The 15,879-nt window shown below is 68.6% G+C and carries 15 protein-coding genes and 2 riboswitches; of the genes, 14 read left to right on the forward strand and 1 reads right to left on the reverse strand.

Features of this window, described 5'->3' with window-relative positions; all coding sequences use genetic code 11:
• Nucleotides 1-25 precede the first annotated feature (25 nt).
• Nucleotides 26-244: riboswitch (cobalamin riboswitch) on the forward strand.
• A gap of 241 nt (nucleotides 245-485) precedes the next feature.
• The 7 genes from C8J40_RS07175 (at nucleotide 486) to cobJ (ending at nucleotide 9,380) form a co-directional block, all read left to right on the forward strand.
• Entirely contained in the window at nucleotides 486-1,475 is a 990-nt protein-coding gene (locus C8J40_RS07175) for a HoxN/HupN/NixA family nickel/cobalt transporter (protein ID WP_132896641.1), read from the forward strand.
• A gap of 53 nt (nucleotides 1,476-1,528) precedes the next feature.
• Nucleotides 1,529-1,743, forward strand: a riboswitch (cobalamin riboswitch).
• Between the two features lie 105 nt (nucleotides 1,744-1,848).
• Nucleotides 1,849-2,886 (forward strand): cobalamin biosynthesis protein CobW, encoded by a 1,038-nt coding sequence (gene cobW, locus C8J40_RS07180; RefSeq protein ID WP_132896419.1) that lies wholly within the window; start codon nucleotides 1,849-1,851, stop codon nucleotides 2,884-2,886.
• Between the two features lie 8 nt (nucleotides 2,887-2,894).
• A complete protein-coding gene (gene cobN, locus C8J40_RS07185) occupies nucleotides 2,895-6,128 on the forward strand; it encodes a cobaltochelatase subunit CobN (protein WP_132896420.1) in 3,234 nt (1,077 codons plus the stop codon).
• Nucleotides 6,125-7,282 carry a precorrin-3B synthase gene (gene cobG / locus C8J40_RS07190; protein WP_279432583.1) on the forward strand — a complete coding sequence of 386 codons (1,158 nt, stop codon included), beginning with the start codon at nucleotides 6,125-6,127 and terminating at the stop codon, nucleotides 7,280-7,282. Before cobN ends, cobG begins: the two co-directional genes overlap by 4 nt.
• A complete protein-coding gene (locus tag C8J40_RS07195; RefSeq protein WP_132896421.1) occupies nucleotides 7,283-7,912 on the forward strand; it encodes a precorrin-8X methylmutase in 630 nt (209 codons plus the stop codon).
• Nucleotides 7,909-8,634, forward strand: coding sequence for a precorrin-2 C(20)-methyltransferase (cobI, locus tag C8J40_RS07200; RefSeq protein ID WP_132896422.1), 726 nt, complete (start codon nucleotides 7,909-7,911; stop codon nucleotides 8,632-8,634). Before C8J40_RS07195 ends, cobI begins: the two co-directional genes overlap by 4 nt.
• Nucleotides 8,631-9,380: a precorrin-3B C(17)-methyltransferase gene (gene cobJ / locus C8J40_RS07205; protein WP_132896423.1), complete on the forward strand. Its 750-nt coding sequence runs from the start codon at nucleotides 8,631-8,633 to the stop codon at nucleotides 9,378-9,380. Before cobI ends, cobJ begins: the two co-directional genes overlap by 4 nt.
• Here cobJ and C8J40_RS07210 read toward each other — a convergent pair.
• Nucleotides 9,356-10,105 carry a cobalt-precorrin-6A reductase gene (locus C8J40_RS07210; RefSeq protein WP_132896424.1) on the reverse strand — a complete coding sequence of 250 codons (750 nt, stop codon included), beginning with the start codon at nucleotides 10,103-10,105 and terminating at the stop codon, nucleotides 9,356-9,358. The genes cobJ and C8J40_RS07210 overlap by 25 nt on opposite strands.
• Here C8J40_RS07210 and cbiE point away from each other — a divergent pair.
• Genes cbiE through bluB form a run of 7 tightly spaced genes read left to right on the forward strand, consistent with a single transcriptional unit; the run spans nucleotide 10,095 to nucleotide 15,872 of the window.
• Nucleotides 10,095-11,303, forward strand: coding sequence for a precorrin-6y C5,15-methyltransferase (decarboxylating) subunit CbiE (cbiE, locus tag C8J40_RS07215; protein ID WP_132896425.1), 1,209 nt, complete (start codon nucleotides 10,095-10,097; stop codon nucleotides 11,301-11,303). The genes C8J40_RS07210 and cbiE overlap by 11 nt on opposite strands.
• Nucleotides 11,285-11,665, forward strand: a complete 381-nt coding sequence (locus C8J40_RS07220) for a cobalamin biosynthesis protein (RefSeq protein WP_243693249.1) — start codon at nucleotides 11,285-11,287, stop codon at nucleotides 11,663-11,665. Before cbiE ends, C8J40_RS07220 begins: the two co-directional genes overlap by 19 nt.
• Complete coding sequence (gene cobM, locus C8J40_RS07225) at nucleotides 11,662-12,447, forward strand: precorrin-4 C(11)-methyltransferase (RefSeq protein ID WP_132896426.1); 786 nt, start codon at nucleotides 11,662-11,664, stop codon at nucleotides 12,445-12,447. The genes C8J40_RS07220 and cobM overlap by 4 nt, the downstream gene beginning before the upstream one ends.
• Nucleotides 12,444-13,751, forward strand: coding sequence for a cobyrinate a,c-diamide synthase (locus tag C8J40_RS07230; protein ID WP_132896427.1), 1,308 nt, complete (start codon nucleotides 12,444-12,446; stop codon nucleotides 13,749-13,751). The genes cobM and C8J40_RS07230 overlap by 4 nt, the downstream gene beginning before the upstream one ends.
• Nucleotides 13,748-14,467 carry a uroporphyrinogen-III C-methyltransferase gene (cobA, locus tag C8J40_RS07235; RefSeq protein WP_132896428.1) on the forward strand — a complete coding sequence of 240 codons (720 nt, stop codon included), beginning with the start codon at nucleotides 13,748-13,750 and terminating at the stop codon, nucleotides 14,465-14,467. The genes C8J40_RS07230 and cobA overlap by 4 nt, the downstream gene beginning before the upstream one ends.
• Complete coding sequence (gene cobF, locus C8J40_RS07240) at nucleotides 14,464-15,225, forward strand: precorrin-6A synthase (deacetylating) (RefSeq protein ID WP_132896429.1); 762 nt, start codon at nucleotides 14,464-14,466, stop codon at nucleotides 15,223-15,225. The genes cobA and cobF overlap by 4 nt, the downstream gene beginning before the upstream one ends.
• Nucleotides 15,222-15,872 (forward strand): 5,6-dimethylbenzimidazole synthase, encoded by a 651-nt coding sequence (gene bluB / locus C8J40_RS07245; protein ID WP_132896430.1) that lies wholly within the window; start codon nucleotides 15,222-15,224, stop codon nucleotides 15,870-15,872. Before cobF ends, bluB begins: the two co-directional genes overlap by 4 nt.
• Nucleotides 15,873-15,879: the final 7 nt, after the last annotated feature.

A 15,879-nucleotide genomic window follows, 5' to 3' on the forward strand; every position in this document is an offset into this window, starting at 1 on the left:
CGTCCGAGCGGCCGGTTCTACCGGTGGCTCGCTAGATCGCGTCGGCGCCCGGAAGGGCTTGATTGGGAATGCGGTGCGGACGGTTCGCCGTCTTATGCCGCGGCTGTCCCTGCAACTGTAAGCGGCGAGCGAAGCGCACGAGCCCTCTTTGCGAGGGCAGCCACTGGGCCGAAAGGACTGGGAAGGCGGTGCGCCGAGCCTTGACCCGCGAGCCAGGAGACCTGCCGGCGTCTGGTCGCTCTTGTCCCGGTCCAGGGGGTGACCGAGGCACGGTGAACGCCGCCTGCGTGACACTGGCTGAGCGACGACCATGTGGCGGGGGCCGCATCGGCGTCGTGCGTCGGCCGCTCATGGCGTCCGGTCGTCGTATGGCCCGGCCGTTCGCGGCAGGCCCCCGTCCTCGTCGGACGCTGCGGGGCTATTGCATGACGACTTTAACGATTGAGCGACCGACGCGAGTTTCGACACGCAAGCGCATCGGCTGGATGTTCTTAGGCCTGATCGTGGCCAACATCGCGGCGTGGTCCTGGGCGTTCTCGCTGTTCCACGCGCAGCCGCTGATGCTCGGCACGGCGCTGCTCGCCTGGGGCCTGGGTCTGCGCCACGCCGTCGACGCGGATCACATCGCCGCGATCGACAACGTGACGCGGAAGCTCATGCAGGACGGCCAGCGGCCGATCGCGGTCGGCTTTTGGTTCGCGATCGGCCATTCGGGGATCGTGCTGATCGCCGCCGTCGCGATCGCGCTCACCGCCAGTGCGCTGTCGCAGTTCGAGGCGTTCAAGCAGGTCGGCGGCGTGGTCGCCACCGTCACTTCCGCCGTGTTCCTGTTCACGATCGCGGCGATGAACCTGATCATATTGCGCTCGGTCTGGCGCACCTTCGGTCATGTCCGCAGCGGCGGTATTTATGTCGAGGAGGACCTGGACCTGCTGCTCGGCAACCGGGGGCTGCTCGCGCGGCTGTTCCGACCGATGTTTCGGCTCGTCACGCGGAGCTGGCACATGGCCCCGCTCGGCTTCCTGTTCGGGCTCGGGTTCGACACCGCCACGGAGGTCGCGATCCTGGGCCTTTCCGCGAGCCAGGCCGCAGACGGGCTTTCGATCGGCACCGTCCTCGTACTCCCCGTGCTGTTCGCGACCGGCATGGCGCTAGTCGACACCGCAGACGGCGTCGTCATGCTCGGCGCGTACGAATGGGCGTTCGTGAAGCCGATCCGCAAACTTTATTACAACATCACCATCACGCTGATCTCCGCGATCGTCGCGATAGCGATCGGCGGGATCGAGACGCTCGCGCTGCTTGGCGCAAAGCTCGGCCTGACCGGCGGCATCTGGGATCTGGCAGCCGCACTCGGCGAGAACTTCAACGGCCTGGGCTTCGCGATCATCGGCCTGTTCGTGCTGTGCTGGGTCCTGAGCTTCGCCATCTACCGCTGGAAACGCTTCGATGAGATCGAGGTCGTACACGGATAGCTGGCGGCGTGGCGGAAAGTCCTCTAACCCACCCCCGAGGCTCGGTTGCACCGAACCTCATAGATCGCGCCGGTGCCCGAAAGGGCTTGAATGGGAATGCGGTGCGGGAGGAGTCCTCCCAATGCCGCGGCTGTCCCTGCAACTGTAAGCGGTGAGCGAGACGCACACGTCCTTCGTTTCGGAGGGCAGCCACTGGGGAAACCTGGGAAGGCGTACGTCGAGCCTCGACCCGCGAGCCAGGAGACCTGCCAGCGTTATGGTCGCTCTTGCTACGATCCAGGGGATGGTCGCGGCACGGTACTCCGTCTGAGCGACGAACGCGTGCGGCCGAAAGGTCGTGCGTGCGTGTGCTTCAGACGTCGAGGAAATAATCATGTCCGATCTTTCAAAGGTCCCCGTCACCATCGTCACCGGCTTCCTGGGTGCCGGCAAGACGACGCTCATCAGCCACCTGATCCGCAACGCGAACGGTCGCCGGCTCGCGGTGGTGGTCAACGAGTTCGGCACGCTCGGGATCGACGGCGACATCCTCAAGGGCTGCGCGATCCCCGATTGCCCGGCCGAGAACGTCGTGGAGCTGGCGAACGGTTGCATCTGCTGCACCGTCGCCGACGACTTCATCCCGACCGTGGAGGCGCTGCTCGCGCTCGACCCGCGCCCCGATCACATCCTCATTGAAACGTCCGGGCTCGCGCTGCCCAAGCCGCTGCTGAAGGCGTTTGACTGGCCCGCGATCCGCTCGCGCATCACCGTCGACGGCGTCATCGCGCTCGCCGATGCGGAAGCCGTCGCCGCGGGCCGCTTCGCCCCCGACGTGGCCGCGCTCGAGGCCCAGCGCGCCGCCGACCCAAGCGTCGATCACGAGACGCCGCTCTCGGAAGTATTCGAGGATCAGCTCGCCTGCGCCGATCTTGTCCTGCTGACCAAGGTCGATCTCGCCGGCCCCGAAGGCGTCGCCAAGGCACGCGCCGTCATCGCCGCGGAGTCCGCAAGACCACTCCCGGTGATCGACCTGACCGACGGCATCATCGATCCGCGCGTGATCCTCGGCCTCAACGCCGCGGCCGAGGACGATATCGCCAGCCGCCCGTCGCATCACGACGGCGAGGACGATCACGAGCATGACGATTTCGACAGCGTCGTCGTCGAGCTTGGCGAGATCGCCGACCCGACGGACCTGACCGCAAAGATCGAGGCGCTCGCCCGCAGCGCCGACATTCTTCGCGTGAAGGGCTATGCGGCGGTCACCGGCAAGCCGATGCGCCTGCTCATCCAGGCGGTCGGCGCCCGCGTCCGCACACAATACGACCGCCCTTGGCGTGCGGGCGAACCTCGCCGCACGCAACTGGTAGTTATCGCCGAGCACGACCGGATCGACGAGGCCCGCATCAAGGCCGCGCTGGACGGCTGAGGCTCACAATGCACGTCGTCTTCCGCGAGACCCACGGGCTGGAGGAAAGCGCGGTCCCGCAGGACCTCGCCCAATCTCCCGCGGATCTCGTCGTCCTTTCCTTCTCCGACGGCGACCTCGGCGCATTCGCCGCGGGCTGGAGACGTGCGGATGCGGCCGGAAGCCGGCTGCCGTCGCTGCGCCTGGCTAACCTGACGGCGCTACAGCACCCGCTCTCTGTCGACACCTACGTCGAACAGACGCTGGCCGGCGCGAAGGGCATCCTGATCCGGCTGATCGGCGGGCGCTCCTATTGGAGTTATGGCCTGCAACAGGTCGAAAACCTTTCGCGGGAAAAGTGCATCGCGCTCGCCGTGCTCGCCGCTGACGGCCGCATCGACACGCGCCTCGATGCCGCCTCGACGATCCCGTTCTCGACGCTGCGCCGCCTAACCCATCTCTGCGACACCGGCGGTGCGGTTGCGGCGCAGGCGGCACTCGCGCAGTTCGCGCTGGCCGCCGGTTGCTATGCCGGCCCGGTCACCGGCGTCCGTGCGATCGCCGATGTCGGTGGCTGGCAACCGCACGACGGCGTGACCTGTCCGGCCGCGTTCGCGCTCAACGCGCACCGCCCCCGCGTGCTGGTCGTCTTCTACCGCTCCTATTTGACCGCCGCAGACCTCCACCCGATCGAAGCCCTGCACGCTGAACTGACCGCGCGAGGCTTCGACGTCGTCGGCCTCTTCGCGCCGTCCTTGAAAGGCCCAGACGCAGCCGGTTGGCTATCCCGCTGGGTTACGGCCCTGAAGCCCGCCGCGATCGTCAACGCCACCGCGTTCTCCGCACGCGGCGCGAGCGACACGACCCCACTCGACGGCGCCAACGTACCGGTCTTCCAGATCGCTCTCGCCACCTCCGACCGCGCAGCCTGGGCCGGCGCCACCCGAGGCCTGTCGCCCGCCGACCTCGCCATGCACGTCGTCCTTCCCGAAGTGGACGGCCGCCTCTTCGCCGGCGTCGCCAGCTTCAAGGAATGCGCGGCGAGGGACGGCGACCTCGAATACACCCGCCGCGAACACCGCGCTGACCCAGCACGCATCACCGCCATCGCCGCGCGGATCGAAGCCTGGACGAACCTCGCCAGCAAACCCGTCGCCGACCACCGCATCGCGATCGTCCTATCGACCTATCCCGGCAAGACGTACCAGATAGCGCACGCCGTCGGCCTCGACGCGCTCGCCTCGACGCAAGCAATCCTCGGTGACCTTACCGAAGCCGGCTACGCGATCACCTCGGACGCCAACGATCTCACGACATCACGCATACACTGGCCACTCGAAGAGTATCGCAAAGCACTCGCGCAACTGCCCAAAGCGATCCGCGAGGACCTCCGGCAAAGCTGGGGCGACCCCACCGAAGACTTCACCTTCACCGCGATCGATCACGGCGGCGCGCTCGTCGCGCTGCAACCCGAACGCGGCCGCACCGAGCACCGCGCGGAGGAGTATCACGACCTCTCGCGCTGCCCCTGCCACGCCTATGTCGCCTTCTACCTGTGGCTCCGCGAGCGCGGGACCGACGCGCTGGTCCATGTCGGCGCGCACGGCACGCTCGAATGGCTACCCGGCAAGTCGGTCGCGCTGTCCGACGCCTGCTGGCCCGAAGCGCTCGTCGGCGCGATGCCCGTCATCTATCCGTTCATCGTCAACGACCCCGGCGAAGCGGCACAAGCCAAACGCCGCATCGGCGCCGTCACGCTCGGCCACGTCCCGCCGCCGCTCGAACGCACCCGCACCGGCGCAGGTCTGGGGCGCCTCGAAGCGCTGCTCGACGAATTTTCCAACGCCGACGGCCTCGATCCAGCCCGCCGCGACCGCCTGCAACGCGACATCCGCGACGAAGCAACCGCCACCGGCCTCGCCGCAACGCTAGGCCTCGACGATGCGCAGTCCCAAGCCGACACGATCACCCGCATCGACACCTTCGTCTGCGACGTGAAGGAGAGCCAATATGGCGACGGCCTCCACATCTACGGCCGCGGTGAACACGGTGTCGCCGAACGAACCGGATTGCTGTCCGCGCTCCAAGGCAAACGCATCGCACCTGGCCCCTCCGGCTCCCCTTGGCGAGGCCGCGCCGACGTCCTCCCAACCGGCCGCAACCTGTACACCACCGATCCTCGAGCAGTGCCTTCGCGGGCCGCCCATACCCAGGGCGTAAAGCTCGCCGACGAACTCGTCCGCCGCCACTTGCAGGACCACGGCGACTACCCCCGCAATCTCGTCGTCGATCTCTGGGCTTCCGCGACGATGCGGACAGCCGGCGAGGAGTTCGCGATGGCGCTCCACCTGCTTGGCGCGGAGCCGGTGTGGGACATGCAGTCCGACCGCGTGACGGGCGTCGAGATCCTGCCGCTGGCGGACTTCGACCGCCCCCGCATCGACGTCACCTTGCGCGTATCCGGCCTTTTCCGCGACGCCTTCCCGACGCTCTGCACGATGTTCGGCCAAGCCGTCCGCGCGCTTGCCGCACGCGACGAACCGCAAGACTGGAATCCCTTCGTCGGCAAGGCGGTCAGCGCTCGCGTCTACGGCCCCGAACCCGGCCGCTACGGCCTGCTCATGGGCGACGCCGCCGAAACCTACACGCCAGCAGCGCGAATCGAAGCTGGCAACGCGTGGCTATCCGCCTCCAGCCACGCGCTCGACGACGGCGTCGACAGCTTCGACCCGACCGGCATTCGCGACCGCGTCGCTGCCGCCGATGCCTTCGTCCACGTCCAGGACCTGCCCGAAACCGACCTACTCCTCGCCGCGGACTATGCCGCGCACGAAGCCGGCTTCGCCGCCGCGCAATCGGTCGCCGGAGGGAGCGCCACGCTCTACCACCTCGACGCACGAGACCCGAACCAGGCCAAGGCCCGCTCACTCAAGGAAGAGATCGCCCGCGTCGTTCACGCCCGCGCGGCAAATCCAGCCTGGGTCGACGGCATGATGCGCCACGGCTTCCGCGGCGGTGCCGAGATCGCCGCAACGCTCGATCACCTCGGCGCCTTCGCGCATCTGGCCAGCGCGGTCCGCCCAGAACTGATCGACCTCTATTACGACGCGACGCTAGGCCGCGACGACGTCCACGCCTTCCTCGCCGAAGCCAACCCCGGCGCACTCGCGGCGATGCAGGCGCGTTTCGCGGCGCTCCATGCCGCCGACCTCTGGCCGACCCGCCGCAACTCGATCCTGGCGCGTCTGGATTTGCCGTTGTGAGCGCGCCTGACACCAACGGCGTCGTGAAGGGTTGGTGCCCCGACGCTTGGCGCCCGATGATGGCGGGCGACGGCCTACTGGTACGCGTCCGCCCGCCGCTCGCGCGCCTGACACGCGTCCAAGTGCTCGGCCTGTGCGAGGCGGCAGCGCGGCACGGAAATGGCCAGATCGACCTTACCACCCGCGCCAACCTCCAGATTCGCGGCGTCCGCGAGGATAGCTGGCGTCCGCTGATCGAAGCATTGCTCGACCTCGGCCTAATCGACCCCGATCCCGCTTTAGAAGCCCGCGCCAACATCCTCGTCACGCCCGATTGGTGCGAAGGTGACGACACCCATCGCATTGCCGAAGAACTGCGCGCGCGCCTGCCCGAACTGCCACCCCTCCCCGGTAAGTTCGGCTTTGTGATCGACGCCGGTGCCACACCGACGCTCAAAGACGCACCCGCCGACGTCCGCATCGAGCGGACCATATCCGGCCGGCTGATCCTCCGGGCCGCTGGCCGCAATCTCGGCACGCCACTGTCACCCGACATCGAAGTCGACCTGCTGATCGCGCTTGCCCACTGGTTCGTGAAAAGCGGCGGCGCCGTTAGCGGCCGCATGGCCCGTCACGACGCGATTCTGCCCGTCTGGGCGGCGGCAACGACAATGCCCAGGGCATCTGCACCACGCATCAGGCTCGGCGAGCACCCGCTCGGCATCGCGCTCGGCTTGCCATTCGGTCGGATCGCGGCGGCGGCCTTGCACCGCTTCGTCGAAGCCGAAACCGCGATCGAGGCGATCCGCCTGACCCCGTCACACATCGTGATCTGCGAGACGAAGGTGCCGCTCTCGGGAAAGCCCGACACCGCCGGCTTCATCGCAGACCCAGGCTCGGCGTTGCTTCGCGCAGATGCCTGTGTCGGCGCGCCGGCCTGTCCGCAAGCCACCGTCGAAACCCGCGACCTCGCGCTCCGCCTAGCCCCCTGCGTTAGCGGCCGCCTTCACGTCTCCGGATGCGCCAAGGGATGCGCCAGTGCGGGCCCTGCCGACGTAACGCTGATCGGGCGCGACGGTTGCTACGACCTCGCCTTCGACGCGCGCGCCGGTGCGCCACCTTCCCGCGCGGGCCTCGATGCCGCGCAGATCCTCGCCCATTTCGGAGCCGCCTAAATGCCGTACGCCTATGAAACCGACGGCGCGGCGATCTACCGCCAGTCCTTCGCGATGATCCGCGCCGAAGCCGACCTCGCCCGCTTCTCGCCCGAGGAAGAGCCTGTGGCGGTCCGCATGATCCACGCCGCCGGTGTTGTCGGTTTGGCCCAGCACCTCCGCTTCTCGCCAACACTTGCCGTCGAAGCCCGCCGCGCGCTGCAGGCCGGCGCGCCAATCCTCTGCGACGCACGCATGGTCACCGAGGGCATCACCCGCGCCAGATTGCCCGCCGACAACCGCATCGTCTGCACGCTCCACGCCCCCGAAACGCCTGAGCTCGCCCGGACGATGGGCAACACGCGATCGGCCGCCGCCCTCGAACTCTGGCGCCCGCATCTCGCCGGTGCGGTCGTGGCGATCGGCAATGCGCCCACCGCCTTGTTCCACCTGCTCAACATGCTCGAGGACTCTGATTGTCCGCGTCCGGCGGCAATCATCGGCTGCCCTGTCGGCTTCGTCGGTGCAGTCGAATCGAAGGCGGCGCTCTGGACCGACCAGCCAGTCCCCTGCGTCGTCGTCGAAGGCCGGATGGGCGGCAGCGCCATCACCGTCGCCGCGATCAACGCCCTGGCGAGCGGCACCGAATGACGCTTGGCACGATCCACGGCGTCGGTTTAGGGCCGGGGGCGCAGGACCTGATGAGCGTCCGCTCGGATCGCCTCGTTCGCGGCGCGCGTCATGTCGCCTATTTCCGCAAGGCGGGTCGGGCCGGGCAGGCGCGGAAGATCGTCGACGGCATGCTCCGCGCCGACGTGATCGAGTTCCCGATGGAATACCCGGTCACTACCGAGATTCCGGTCTCCGATCCGCGCTACAATGAATGCTTGTCGGCATTCTACGAAGGCTGCATCGAACATTTGGCCTCGCTGGCCCGCAGCGGCGAGGACATCGTCGTGCTCTGCGAAGGCGACCCGTTCTTTTACGGCTCGTTCATGCACCTCTACACCCGCCTCCACACGATCGCACCGGTGCAGGTCGTGCCCGGCATCACCGGCATGTCCGGCGCCTGGACCGCTAGTGGCGCTCCGATCACGTGGGGCGATGACGTCCTGACGGTCCTGATGGGCACGCTCCCCGAGGAGGATCTGGTCCGTCGGATCCGCGACACCGACGCGCTGGTGGTGATGAAGATCGGCCGCCACCTCGACAAACTCCGCCGTGCCGTCGCCGCCGCCGGACGCGAGGGCGAAGCGTGGCTGGTGGAATACGCCGCGATGGCCGATCAGCGCGTTACGCGGCTCTGCGAGGCGGACGCGATCACGCCGTATTTCTCGATCCTGCTGATCCACGGCCAGGGGCGTCGCCCATGACCGGGTGGCTCGCCATCGCAGGCCTCGGACCGGGCGATTTGAACCTCGTGACTCCCGAAGTCACCGCAGCGCTCGCTGAAGCGACCGATGTGATCGGCTACATTCCGTATGTCGCTCGCATCTCGCCCCGTGATGGCCTGACGCTTCACCCGACCGACAACCGCGTCGAACTCGATCGCGCCACGCACGCGCTCCGGCTCGCGGCCCAAGGCCACCGCGTGGTCGTCGTGTCCTCGGGCGATCCCGGCGTGTTCGCGATGGCTGCGGCGGTGTTCGAAGCGCTCGAAGCAGGTCCGCCCGAATGGCGCGACCTCGACATCCGCGTCCTGCCCGGCATCACCGCGATGCTCGCCGCGAGCGCGCGTGCCGGCGCGCCACTCGGCCATGATTTCTGCGCGATCAATCTGTCGGACAATCTCAAACCCTGGCCGCTGATCGAACGCCGCGTGCGTCTCGCCGCAGAGGCCGACTTCGCGATCGCCTTCTACAATCCGCGATCGAAAGCACGCCCCGACGCCCTGATCCGCGTCTTCGAGATCCTCCGCGAGACCTGCCGCGACGACCGCCCCGTGCTGTTCGCCCGCGCCGTCTCCACGCCTGATGAGACCCTCCGCATCGTCCCGCTACCCGAAGCCCGAGCGGAGATGGCCGACATGCGGACGATGATCATCATCGGCTCCAGCCTGACGCGGATCATCGATCGCCCGGCCGGCCCGATCCTCTACACCCCCCGGTCGGCGCCATGATCGAGCCAGCGCAGCACATCTTCCGCGGCATACGCTTCCAACCGCGCAGGCAGGACGGGACGATCGATCATGATCACCGGCAGCCCAAGCGCACGCGCCGCGCCCAGCTTGGCCTGCGCGCCCGACCCGCCGGCATTCTTGCAGACCACGACCTCGATCCCGTGCGTTGCCATCAAGCGCCGGTCGCCCTCGACGTCGAACGGCCCGCGATCGACCACCAGATGGTACCGCGGCAACCCCGGCGGACGATCGGGCGCATCGACGAATCGCAGCAGATAGTCATGCTGAGGCTGCGCCGCGAATGCGTCGACATGCATCCGCCCGAGCGCCAGCATAACGCGCCGCGCGGGGCCGGCCAGCGCCGCGACCGCAGCCTCGATATCGGCTACGCGCGTCCATCGATCGCCCGTAACGGGAGCCCAAGCCGGCCGCGTCAAGGCAATGTGAGCAACGCCCGCACGCGCCGCAGCAACGACGGCATTCGCGCTCATTCGCGCCGCGAACGGGTGCGTCGCGTCGATCAGATGCGTAACGCCGTTATCGCGCAGATACGCGACCAGCCCCTCGACGCCGCCGAAGCCACCGACGCGTACCGGGATCGGCTGAGCCTTGGGGTGGGCAACACGCCCGGCATAGCGCAGCACCGCCGCATCGCCTCGCGCCGCCAGCAAGGCCGCGAGCGCGCTAGCCTCGGTCGTGCCCCCCAGCACCAGGATGTTCGACATGGCTGACACTCCCTGGCTGACGATCGTCGGCATTGGCGAAGACGGTGCGGCCGGCTTGTCCGCCTCGGCAAAGGCAGCGCTGGCGGATGCCGAGATGGTGACCGGTGCGACCCGGCATCTGGCGCTCCTCCCCGAGCTTACGGGCGAGGTCGTGCCGTGGCCAGTCCCGTTCGACGCGGGTATCCCCGGACTGCTCGATCGCCGCGGCCGAAAAACCGTCATGTTGGTCTCCGGCGATCCGTTCTGGTTCGGCGCGGGCACATCCGTCACCCGCCATCTCGCGCCGACCGAGTGGATCACGTACCCCGTGCCGTCGACCTTCGCCCTCGCCGCGGCACGTCTCGGCTGGCCGCTCGACGATACCGCCTGCCTCGGGCTGCACGCTGCACCGCTCGCGCGCCTACGCCCGCATATCGCTCCGACCAGTCGTGCCCTTGTCCTCGTCCGCGACGGCGAAGCGGTTGCTGCACTGGCGCGATATCTGACCGAACTCGGCTTCGGCGGGTCGCGATTGCATGTCCTCGAAGCGCTCGGTGGCCCCCGTGAACGGATCCGCGAGATGGTCGCCGCTGCCCCCGCGTTTGATGACATCGCACACCCGGTGGCAGTCGGCATCGCCTTTGCAGGGACCGGCGCGGTTCTGCCGCAGGCGTCCGGCCTGCCCGATGCATGGTTCGAGCATGACGGCCAGATCACCAAACGCCCGATCCGTGCGTTGACGCTGTCCGCGCTCGCACCGAAGCGGGGCGAAACGCTGTGGGATATCGGCGCGGGATCGGGCTCGATCGGCATCGAATGGCTGCTCGCCCATCCATCCATGCAGGCCATCGCGTTCGAAGGCGATCCAGTTCGCGCCGGTCGCATCCGAGGCAACGCCGCCGCGCTGGGTGTCGATCGCCTGCGGGTGGTCGAAGGCCGCGCGCCCGACGTCCTCGGAGGTCAGCCCGAGCCGGATGCGATCTTCATCGGCGGTGGTCTGTCGGACGCGCTGCTCGAACGGCTCTGGTCCGAGCGCGCGTCCGGCACTCGTCTAGTCGCCAACGCCGTCACCTTAGAATCCGAAGCGCTGCTCACCCGCTGGCACGCCACAAACGGTGGCAGCCTCTTGCGCATCGACCTGTCCGAGGCCGTCCCGCTCGGCACGCGGCGTGGCTGGCGGGCGAGCTATCCGGTCGTGCAGTGGAGCGTCGTGCTGTGATCGTCGCCGGCTTCGGATTTCGCAGCGGGGCAGACATTGCAGCGCTGCGGGCCGCGCTTGCCTGTGCACAGGCGGGGCACCCTCCGGTCACGGCATTGGCGGCGCCGGATGACAAGCTCGCGTTGGTCGGGGAGCTTGCCGATACGATGGCCCTGCCCGCGATCGCGGTATCGGCCGACGCGCTGCAAGGACAGCAGACACCGACCCGGTCGATCGCCAGCCTGTCCGCGCGCGCGACCGGCAGCGTTGCCGAAGCCTGCGCGCTCGCCGCCGCCGGCCCCGGCGCGCGGTTGCTCGTCACCCGCCACATCTCCCCCGACCGGATGGCGACCTGCGCCATCGCTCAAGGACCTGCCACATGACCGTTCACTTCATCGGCGCAGGCCCCGGCGCGCCGGACCTGCTCACGCTGCGAGGACGCGACCGGATCGCGGGATCGCCGGTCTGTCTCTACGCCGGGTCGCTGATCCCGGCGGCGATGCTCGATCACTGCCCGCCCGGCGCGCGGATCGTCAACACGGCACCCTTGTCGCTCGACGACATCATCACCGAGATGCAAAGCGCGCACGATGCTGGCCACGACATCGCGCGGCTTCATTCGGGCGACCTGTCGATCTGGTCGGCGATGGGCGAGCAGCTCCGCCGTCTGCGTGCGCTCGACATCCCGTTCACGATCACCCCCGGCGTGCCCGCCTTCGCCGCCGCCGCCGCCGCGCTGGAGGTCGAACTGACGCTGCCCGAACTCGCGCAGTCGGTGGTGCTGACGCGTACGCCCGGTCGTGCCAGCACGATGCCGCCCGCCGAGACGCTGACCGCGTTCGCCGCGACCGGTGCGACGCTCGCGATCCATCTGTCGGTGCATAATCTCGCGCAGGTCGTGGCGGACCTGACGCCGCATTACGGTCCCGAGTGCCCGATCGCGATCGTCTGGCGCGCAAGCTGGCCTGACCAACAGATCGAGCGCGCCACGCTTGCGATGATCGCCGCCACGATCGCCGGCAAACCCGAACGCACCGCGCTGATCCTCGTCGGGCAAGCACTCGCCGCGCAGGACTTCGCCGAAAGCAGCCTCTACGCAGCAGGCTATGACCGCCGCTTCCGCCCGCAATCGGCGGACTCGAAGTTCGCAGGACACGACATATGACCCCGGGCCTCCTCATCGCCGCGCCCGCCTCCGGCACCGGCAAGACCACCGTCATGCTCGGCCTCCTGCGCGCGCTGCGCGACGACGGCTTGGTCGTGCAGCCGTTCAAGAGCGGCCCCGACTATATCGACCCCGCGTTCCACCGCGCCGCGAGCGGCCGCGCGTCGTTCAACCTCGACAGCTGGTCGATGGAGGCGGCGATGCTCGACACGCTCGCCGCCAAGGCCGACGACGCCGACTTCGCGCTTGCGGAAGGCTCGATGGGGCTGTTCGACGGCGTCGCGAAGCCTGGCGCGACTGGCAATGGTGCGAGCGCAGACATCGCGCGGCGGATGGGCTGGCCGGTGGTGCTGGTGATCGACGTCTCGGGCCAGGCACAGTCCGCCGCCGCCACCGCGCTCGGCTTCAGCCGCTACGACCCGAGCGTCCCGATCGCCGGCGTCATCCTCAACCGCGTCGCCAGCCCGCGTCACGAACGGCTCGCGCGTAGCGGGATGGAGGCGGTCGGCATCCGCGTGTTCGGGTCGCTGCCACGGCGCGGCGACCTGAAGCTGCCCGAACGCCACCTGGGACTGGTGCAAGCCGCCGAGCACCCCGATCTCGACGCCCGCATCGACGACTATGCGACGTTCCTGCGCGCGCATGTCGACATCCCTGCGCTCCGCGACGCCGCCTCGGCCGTCGCGCGTCCGGTCAATGCTCAGACCTGGATCCGACCGCCCGCCCAGCGGATCGCACTCGCGCAGGACGCAGCGTTTTCCTTCACATATGCACATGTCCTCGAAGGCTGGCGCAAAGCCGGCGTCGAGATCCTGCCGTTCTCGCCGCTCGCCGACGAAGCCCCGGCCGCACATGCCGATCTGGTCTGGCTTCCCGGCGGCTATCCCGAACTCCACGCCGGCAAGCTCGCCGCCGCCGCGACGTTCCGCGCAGGTCTGGCCGAGCACGCGCGTACACGCCCCGTCCACGGCGAGTGCGGCGGCTATATGGCGCTGGGCGAAGGCCTGATCGATGCCGACGGCACGCGTCACCGGATGGCGGGACTGCTCGGCCTTGTGACCAGTTACGCGCAGCGGAAAATGCATCTCGGGTATCGGCTCGCGACGCTCCACGCGCCGATGGGTGGCTTCACCGCTGACACAGCGCTGACCGGACACGAATTTCATTATTCGACGATCATCGACCAGCCCGACGCGCCGCTCGCGCATGTCACCGATGCCGAGGGCAACGCGGTACCCGAAACCGGCTCGTATCGCGGGCACGTCAGCGGCAGCTTCTTCCACATGATCGCCGCCGCGTCATGACCGGGTTCGTCTCGTTCGTCGGCTCGGGGCCGGGCGATCCCGAACTGCTGACGCTGAAGGCCGTCGCGCGGTTGCAGGCGGCGGACGCCGTGCTGTTCGACGACCTGTCTTCGGCTGTGCTCGGCCATGCGCGCGCGGGGGCCGATCTCGTCGCGGTCGGCAAACGAGCGGGGCGCCCGTCGCCAAGCCAGGCGCACGTCTCGCAACTGCTGGTCGAATACGCGCAGTCCGGTCTTCGCGTCGTCCGCCTCAAGTCGGGCGATGCAGGCATCTTCGGCCGCCTCGAAGAGGAGATCGTCGCACTGAGGGCGGCGGGTATCGCGTTCGAGATCATCCCCGGCGTCAGCGCCGCAAGCGCCGCCGCGGCCGCCGCGAATATCCCGCTGACCCGGCGCCTCAGTGCGCGCCGCGTCCAGTTCCTGACCGGTCACGACGTCACCGGCGACCTGCCCGAACAGCGCAACATGGCCGCGCTCGCCGATCCTGACGCGACCACGGTCGTTTTCATGCCCAAGCGCACCTTCCCCGCGCTGGCGGCCTCGCTGATCGCGCATGGCCTGTCGCCGGACACGCCCGCGCTGATCGCCGAGAATGTCGGCCACCCCGATCAGACCCTGACCCGCTCGACGATCGCCGAGCTTGCCGCCCGGTTGCAGGACGGCTTCTCCGGCAGGCCCGCCCTGATCCTCTACGGTCCGCTGATGGAGGCGGAATGATCGACCTCCTGCTGATCGGTATCGGTACCGGCAATCCCGATCACCTCACGCGCGCCGCGATCAAGGCGATGAATGCCGCCGACCTGATCCTCCTGCCGCGCAAGGGCAATGCGAAGTCTGACCTGATCGACCTTCGCCGGACGATCTGCGCGGACGTCCTGATCGGCACCACGAAGGTCGTCGAATTCGACCTTCCCGTACGCGATGCCGGCGCGCCCTACCGCGACGCCGTCGATCGATGGCACGACGCGATCGCCGAGGCTTGGGCCGAGCAGATCGCACGGCATCTTCCGAACGGCGGTCGTCTCGCGCTGCTCGTCTGGGGCGATCCCTCGCTCTACGACAGCACTCTGAGGATCGCCGACCGCCTGCGTGACGACGGACTGCCGATGACGGTGACGGTCGTCCCCGGCATCACCAGTCTCCAGGCGCTAACCGCCGCGCATGCGATCCCGCTCAACGCTCTCGCCGCGCCGGTGCTCATCACCACCGGTCGCCGCCTGCGCGAGAGCGGCTGGCCGGACGCGGTCGATACGCTCGCGGTAATGCTCGACGGCCATTGTGCGTTCGAGACGCTGAGCCCGGCCGGCGTCTCGATCTGGTGGGGCGCCTATCTCGGCATGCCACACGAAACGCTAGTCGCCGGCCCCCTAGCGGACGTCGCGGCGCGCATCGTCGGCGAGCGGGCGAGACTGCGTGCCGCCCATGGATGGATCATGGACATCTATCTCCTGCGCCGGACACCGGTTCGCGGATGACCGCCGACACACCGCCGGTGTTCGAGGCCGACTTCGCCGCGCAGTTCGACACGCTGCTCCGCTGGCGGCGCGACGTCCGCCATTTCCTGCCGACGCCGATCGCCGACGCCGACCTCCGCGCCTTGCTTGAAACCGCTGCGCTGGCGCCGTCTGTCGGCAATGCGCAGCCGTGGCGCTTCGTACGCGTCCGCTCGGCCGGCCTCCGCAAAGACCTCGCCGATCACGTCGACGCCCTCAACGCGCACGCCGCCGCCGAGCAACCCGACAACGATCGTCAGGCCAAATACCGTACCCTGAAACTCCACGGCCTACGCGAGGCGCCAGAGATCATCGCGGTCTTCTCCGACGAAGCGCCCATCGCCGGCCACACGCTCGGCCGCACGACGATGCACGAGACGCTGCGCTATTCAACGGTGATGGCGATCCACACCCTCTGGTTGGCCGCAAGGCTGCGCGGGATCGGCCTCGGCTGGGTTTCGATCCTCGATCCGGCCGCCGTCGCCACGATGCTCGACGTCCCGCGCGACTGGACGCTGATCGCAGTCCTCTGCCTCGGCTATCCCGAGCATCCCTCGACCATACCCGAACTCGAACGCCGCGACTGGCAGCACCGCGAACCCGTAGCCGATCGGATCATCGAACGCTGACCCAGCG

It is taken from the genome of Sphingomonas sp. PP-CC-3A-396 (genome assembly GCF_004343105.1).
Taxonomy (GTDB): Bacteria; Pseudomonadota; Alphaproteobacteria; order Sphingomonadales; family Sphingomonadaceae; genus Sphingomonas.

Coding starts and splice junctions, on each gene's coding strand:
- C8J40_RS07175 (WP_132896641.1), top strand. CDS start 486: ATGTTCTTAGGCCTGATCGTGGCCAACATCGCGGCGTGGTCCTGGGCG.
- cobW (WP_132896419.1), top strand. CDS start 1,849: ATGTCCGATCTTTCAAAGGTCCCCGTCACCATCGTCACCGGCTTCCTG.
- cobN (WP_132896420.1), top strand. CDS start 2,895: ATGCACGTCGTCTTCCGCGAGACCCACGGGCTGGAGGAAAGCGCGGTC.
- C8J40_RS07195 (WP_132896421.1), top strand. CDS start 7,283: ATGCCGTACGCCTATGAAACCGACGGCGCGGCGATCTACCGCCAGTCC.
- cobI (WP_132896422.1), top strand. CDS start 7,909: ATGACGCTTGGCACGATCCACGGCGTCGGTTTAGGGCCGGGGGCGCAG.
- cobJ (WP_132896423.1), top strand. CDS start 8,631: ATGACCGGGTGGCTCGCCATCGCAGGCCTCGGACCGGGCGATTTGAAC.
- cbiE (WP_132896425.1), top strand. CDS start 10,095: ATGTTCGACATGGCTGACACTCCCTGGCTGACGATCGTCGGCATTGGC.
- C8J40_RS07210 (WP_132896424.1), bottom strand. CDS start 10,105: ATGTCGAACATCCTGGTGCTGGGGGGCACGACCGAGGCTAGCGCGCTC.
- cobM (WP_132896426.1), top strand. CDS start 11,662: ATGACCGTTCACTTCATCGGCGCAGGCCCCGGCGCGCCGGACCTGCTC.
- C8J40_RS07230 (WP_132896427.1), top strand. CDS start 12,444: ATGACCCCGGGCCTCCTCATCGCCGCGCCCGCCTCCGGCACCGGCAAG.
- cobA (WP_132896428.1), top strand. CDS start 13,748: ATGACCGGGTTCGTCTCGTTCGTCGGCTCGGGGCCGGGCGATCCCGAA.
- cobF (WP_132896429.1), top strand. CDS start 14,464: ATGATCGACCTCCTGCTGATCGGTATCGGTACCGGCAATCCCGATCAC.
- bluB (WP_132896430.1), top strand. CDS start 15,222: ATGACCGCCGACACACCGCCGGTGTTCGAGGCCGACTTCGCCGCGCAG.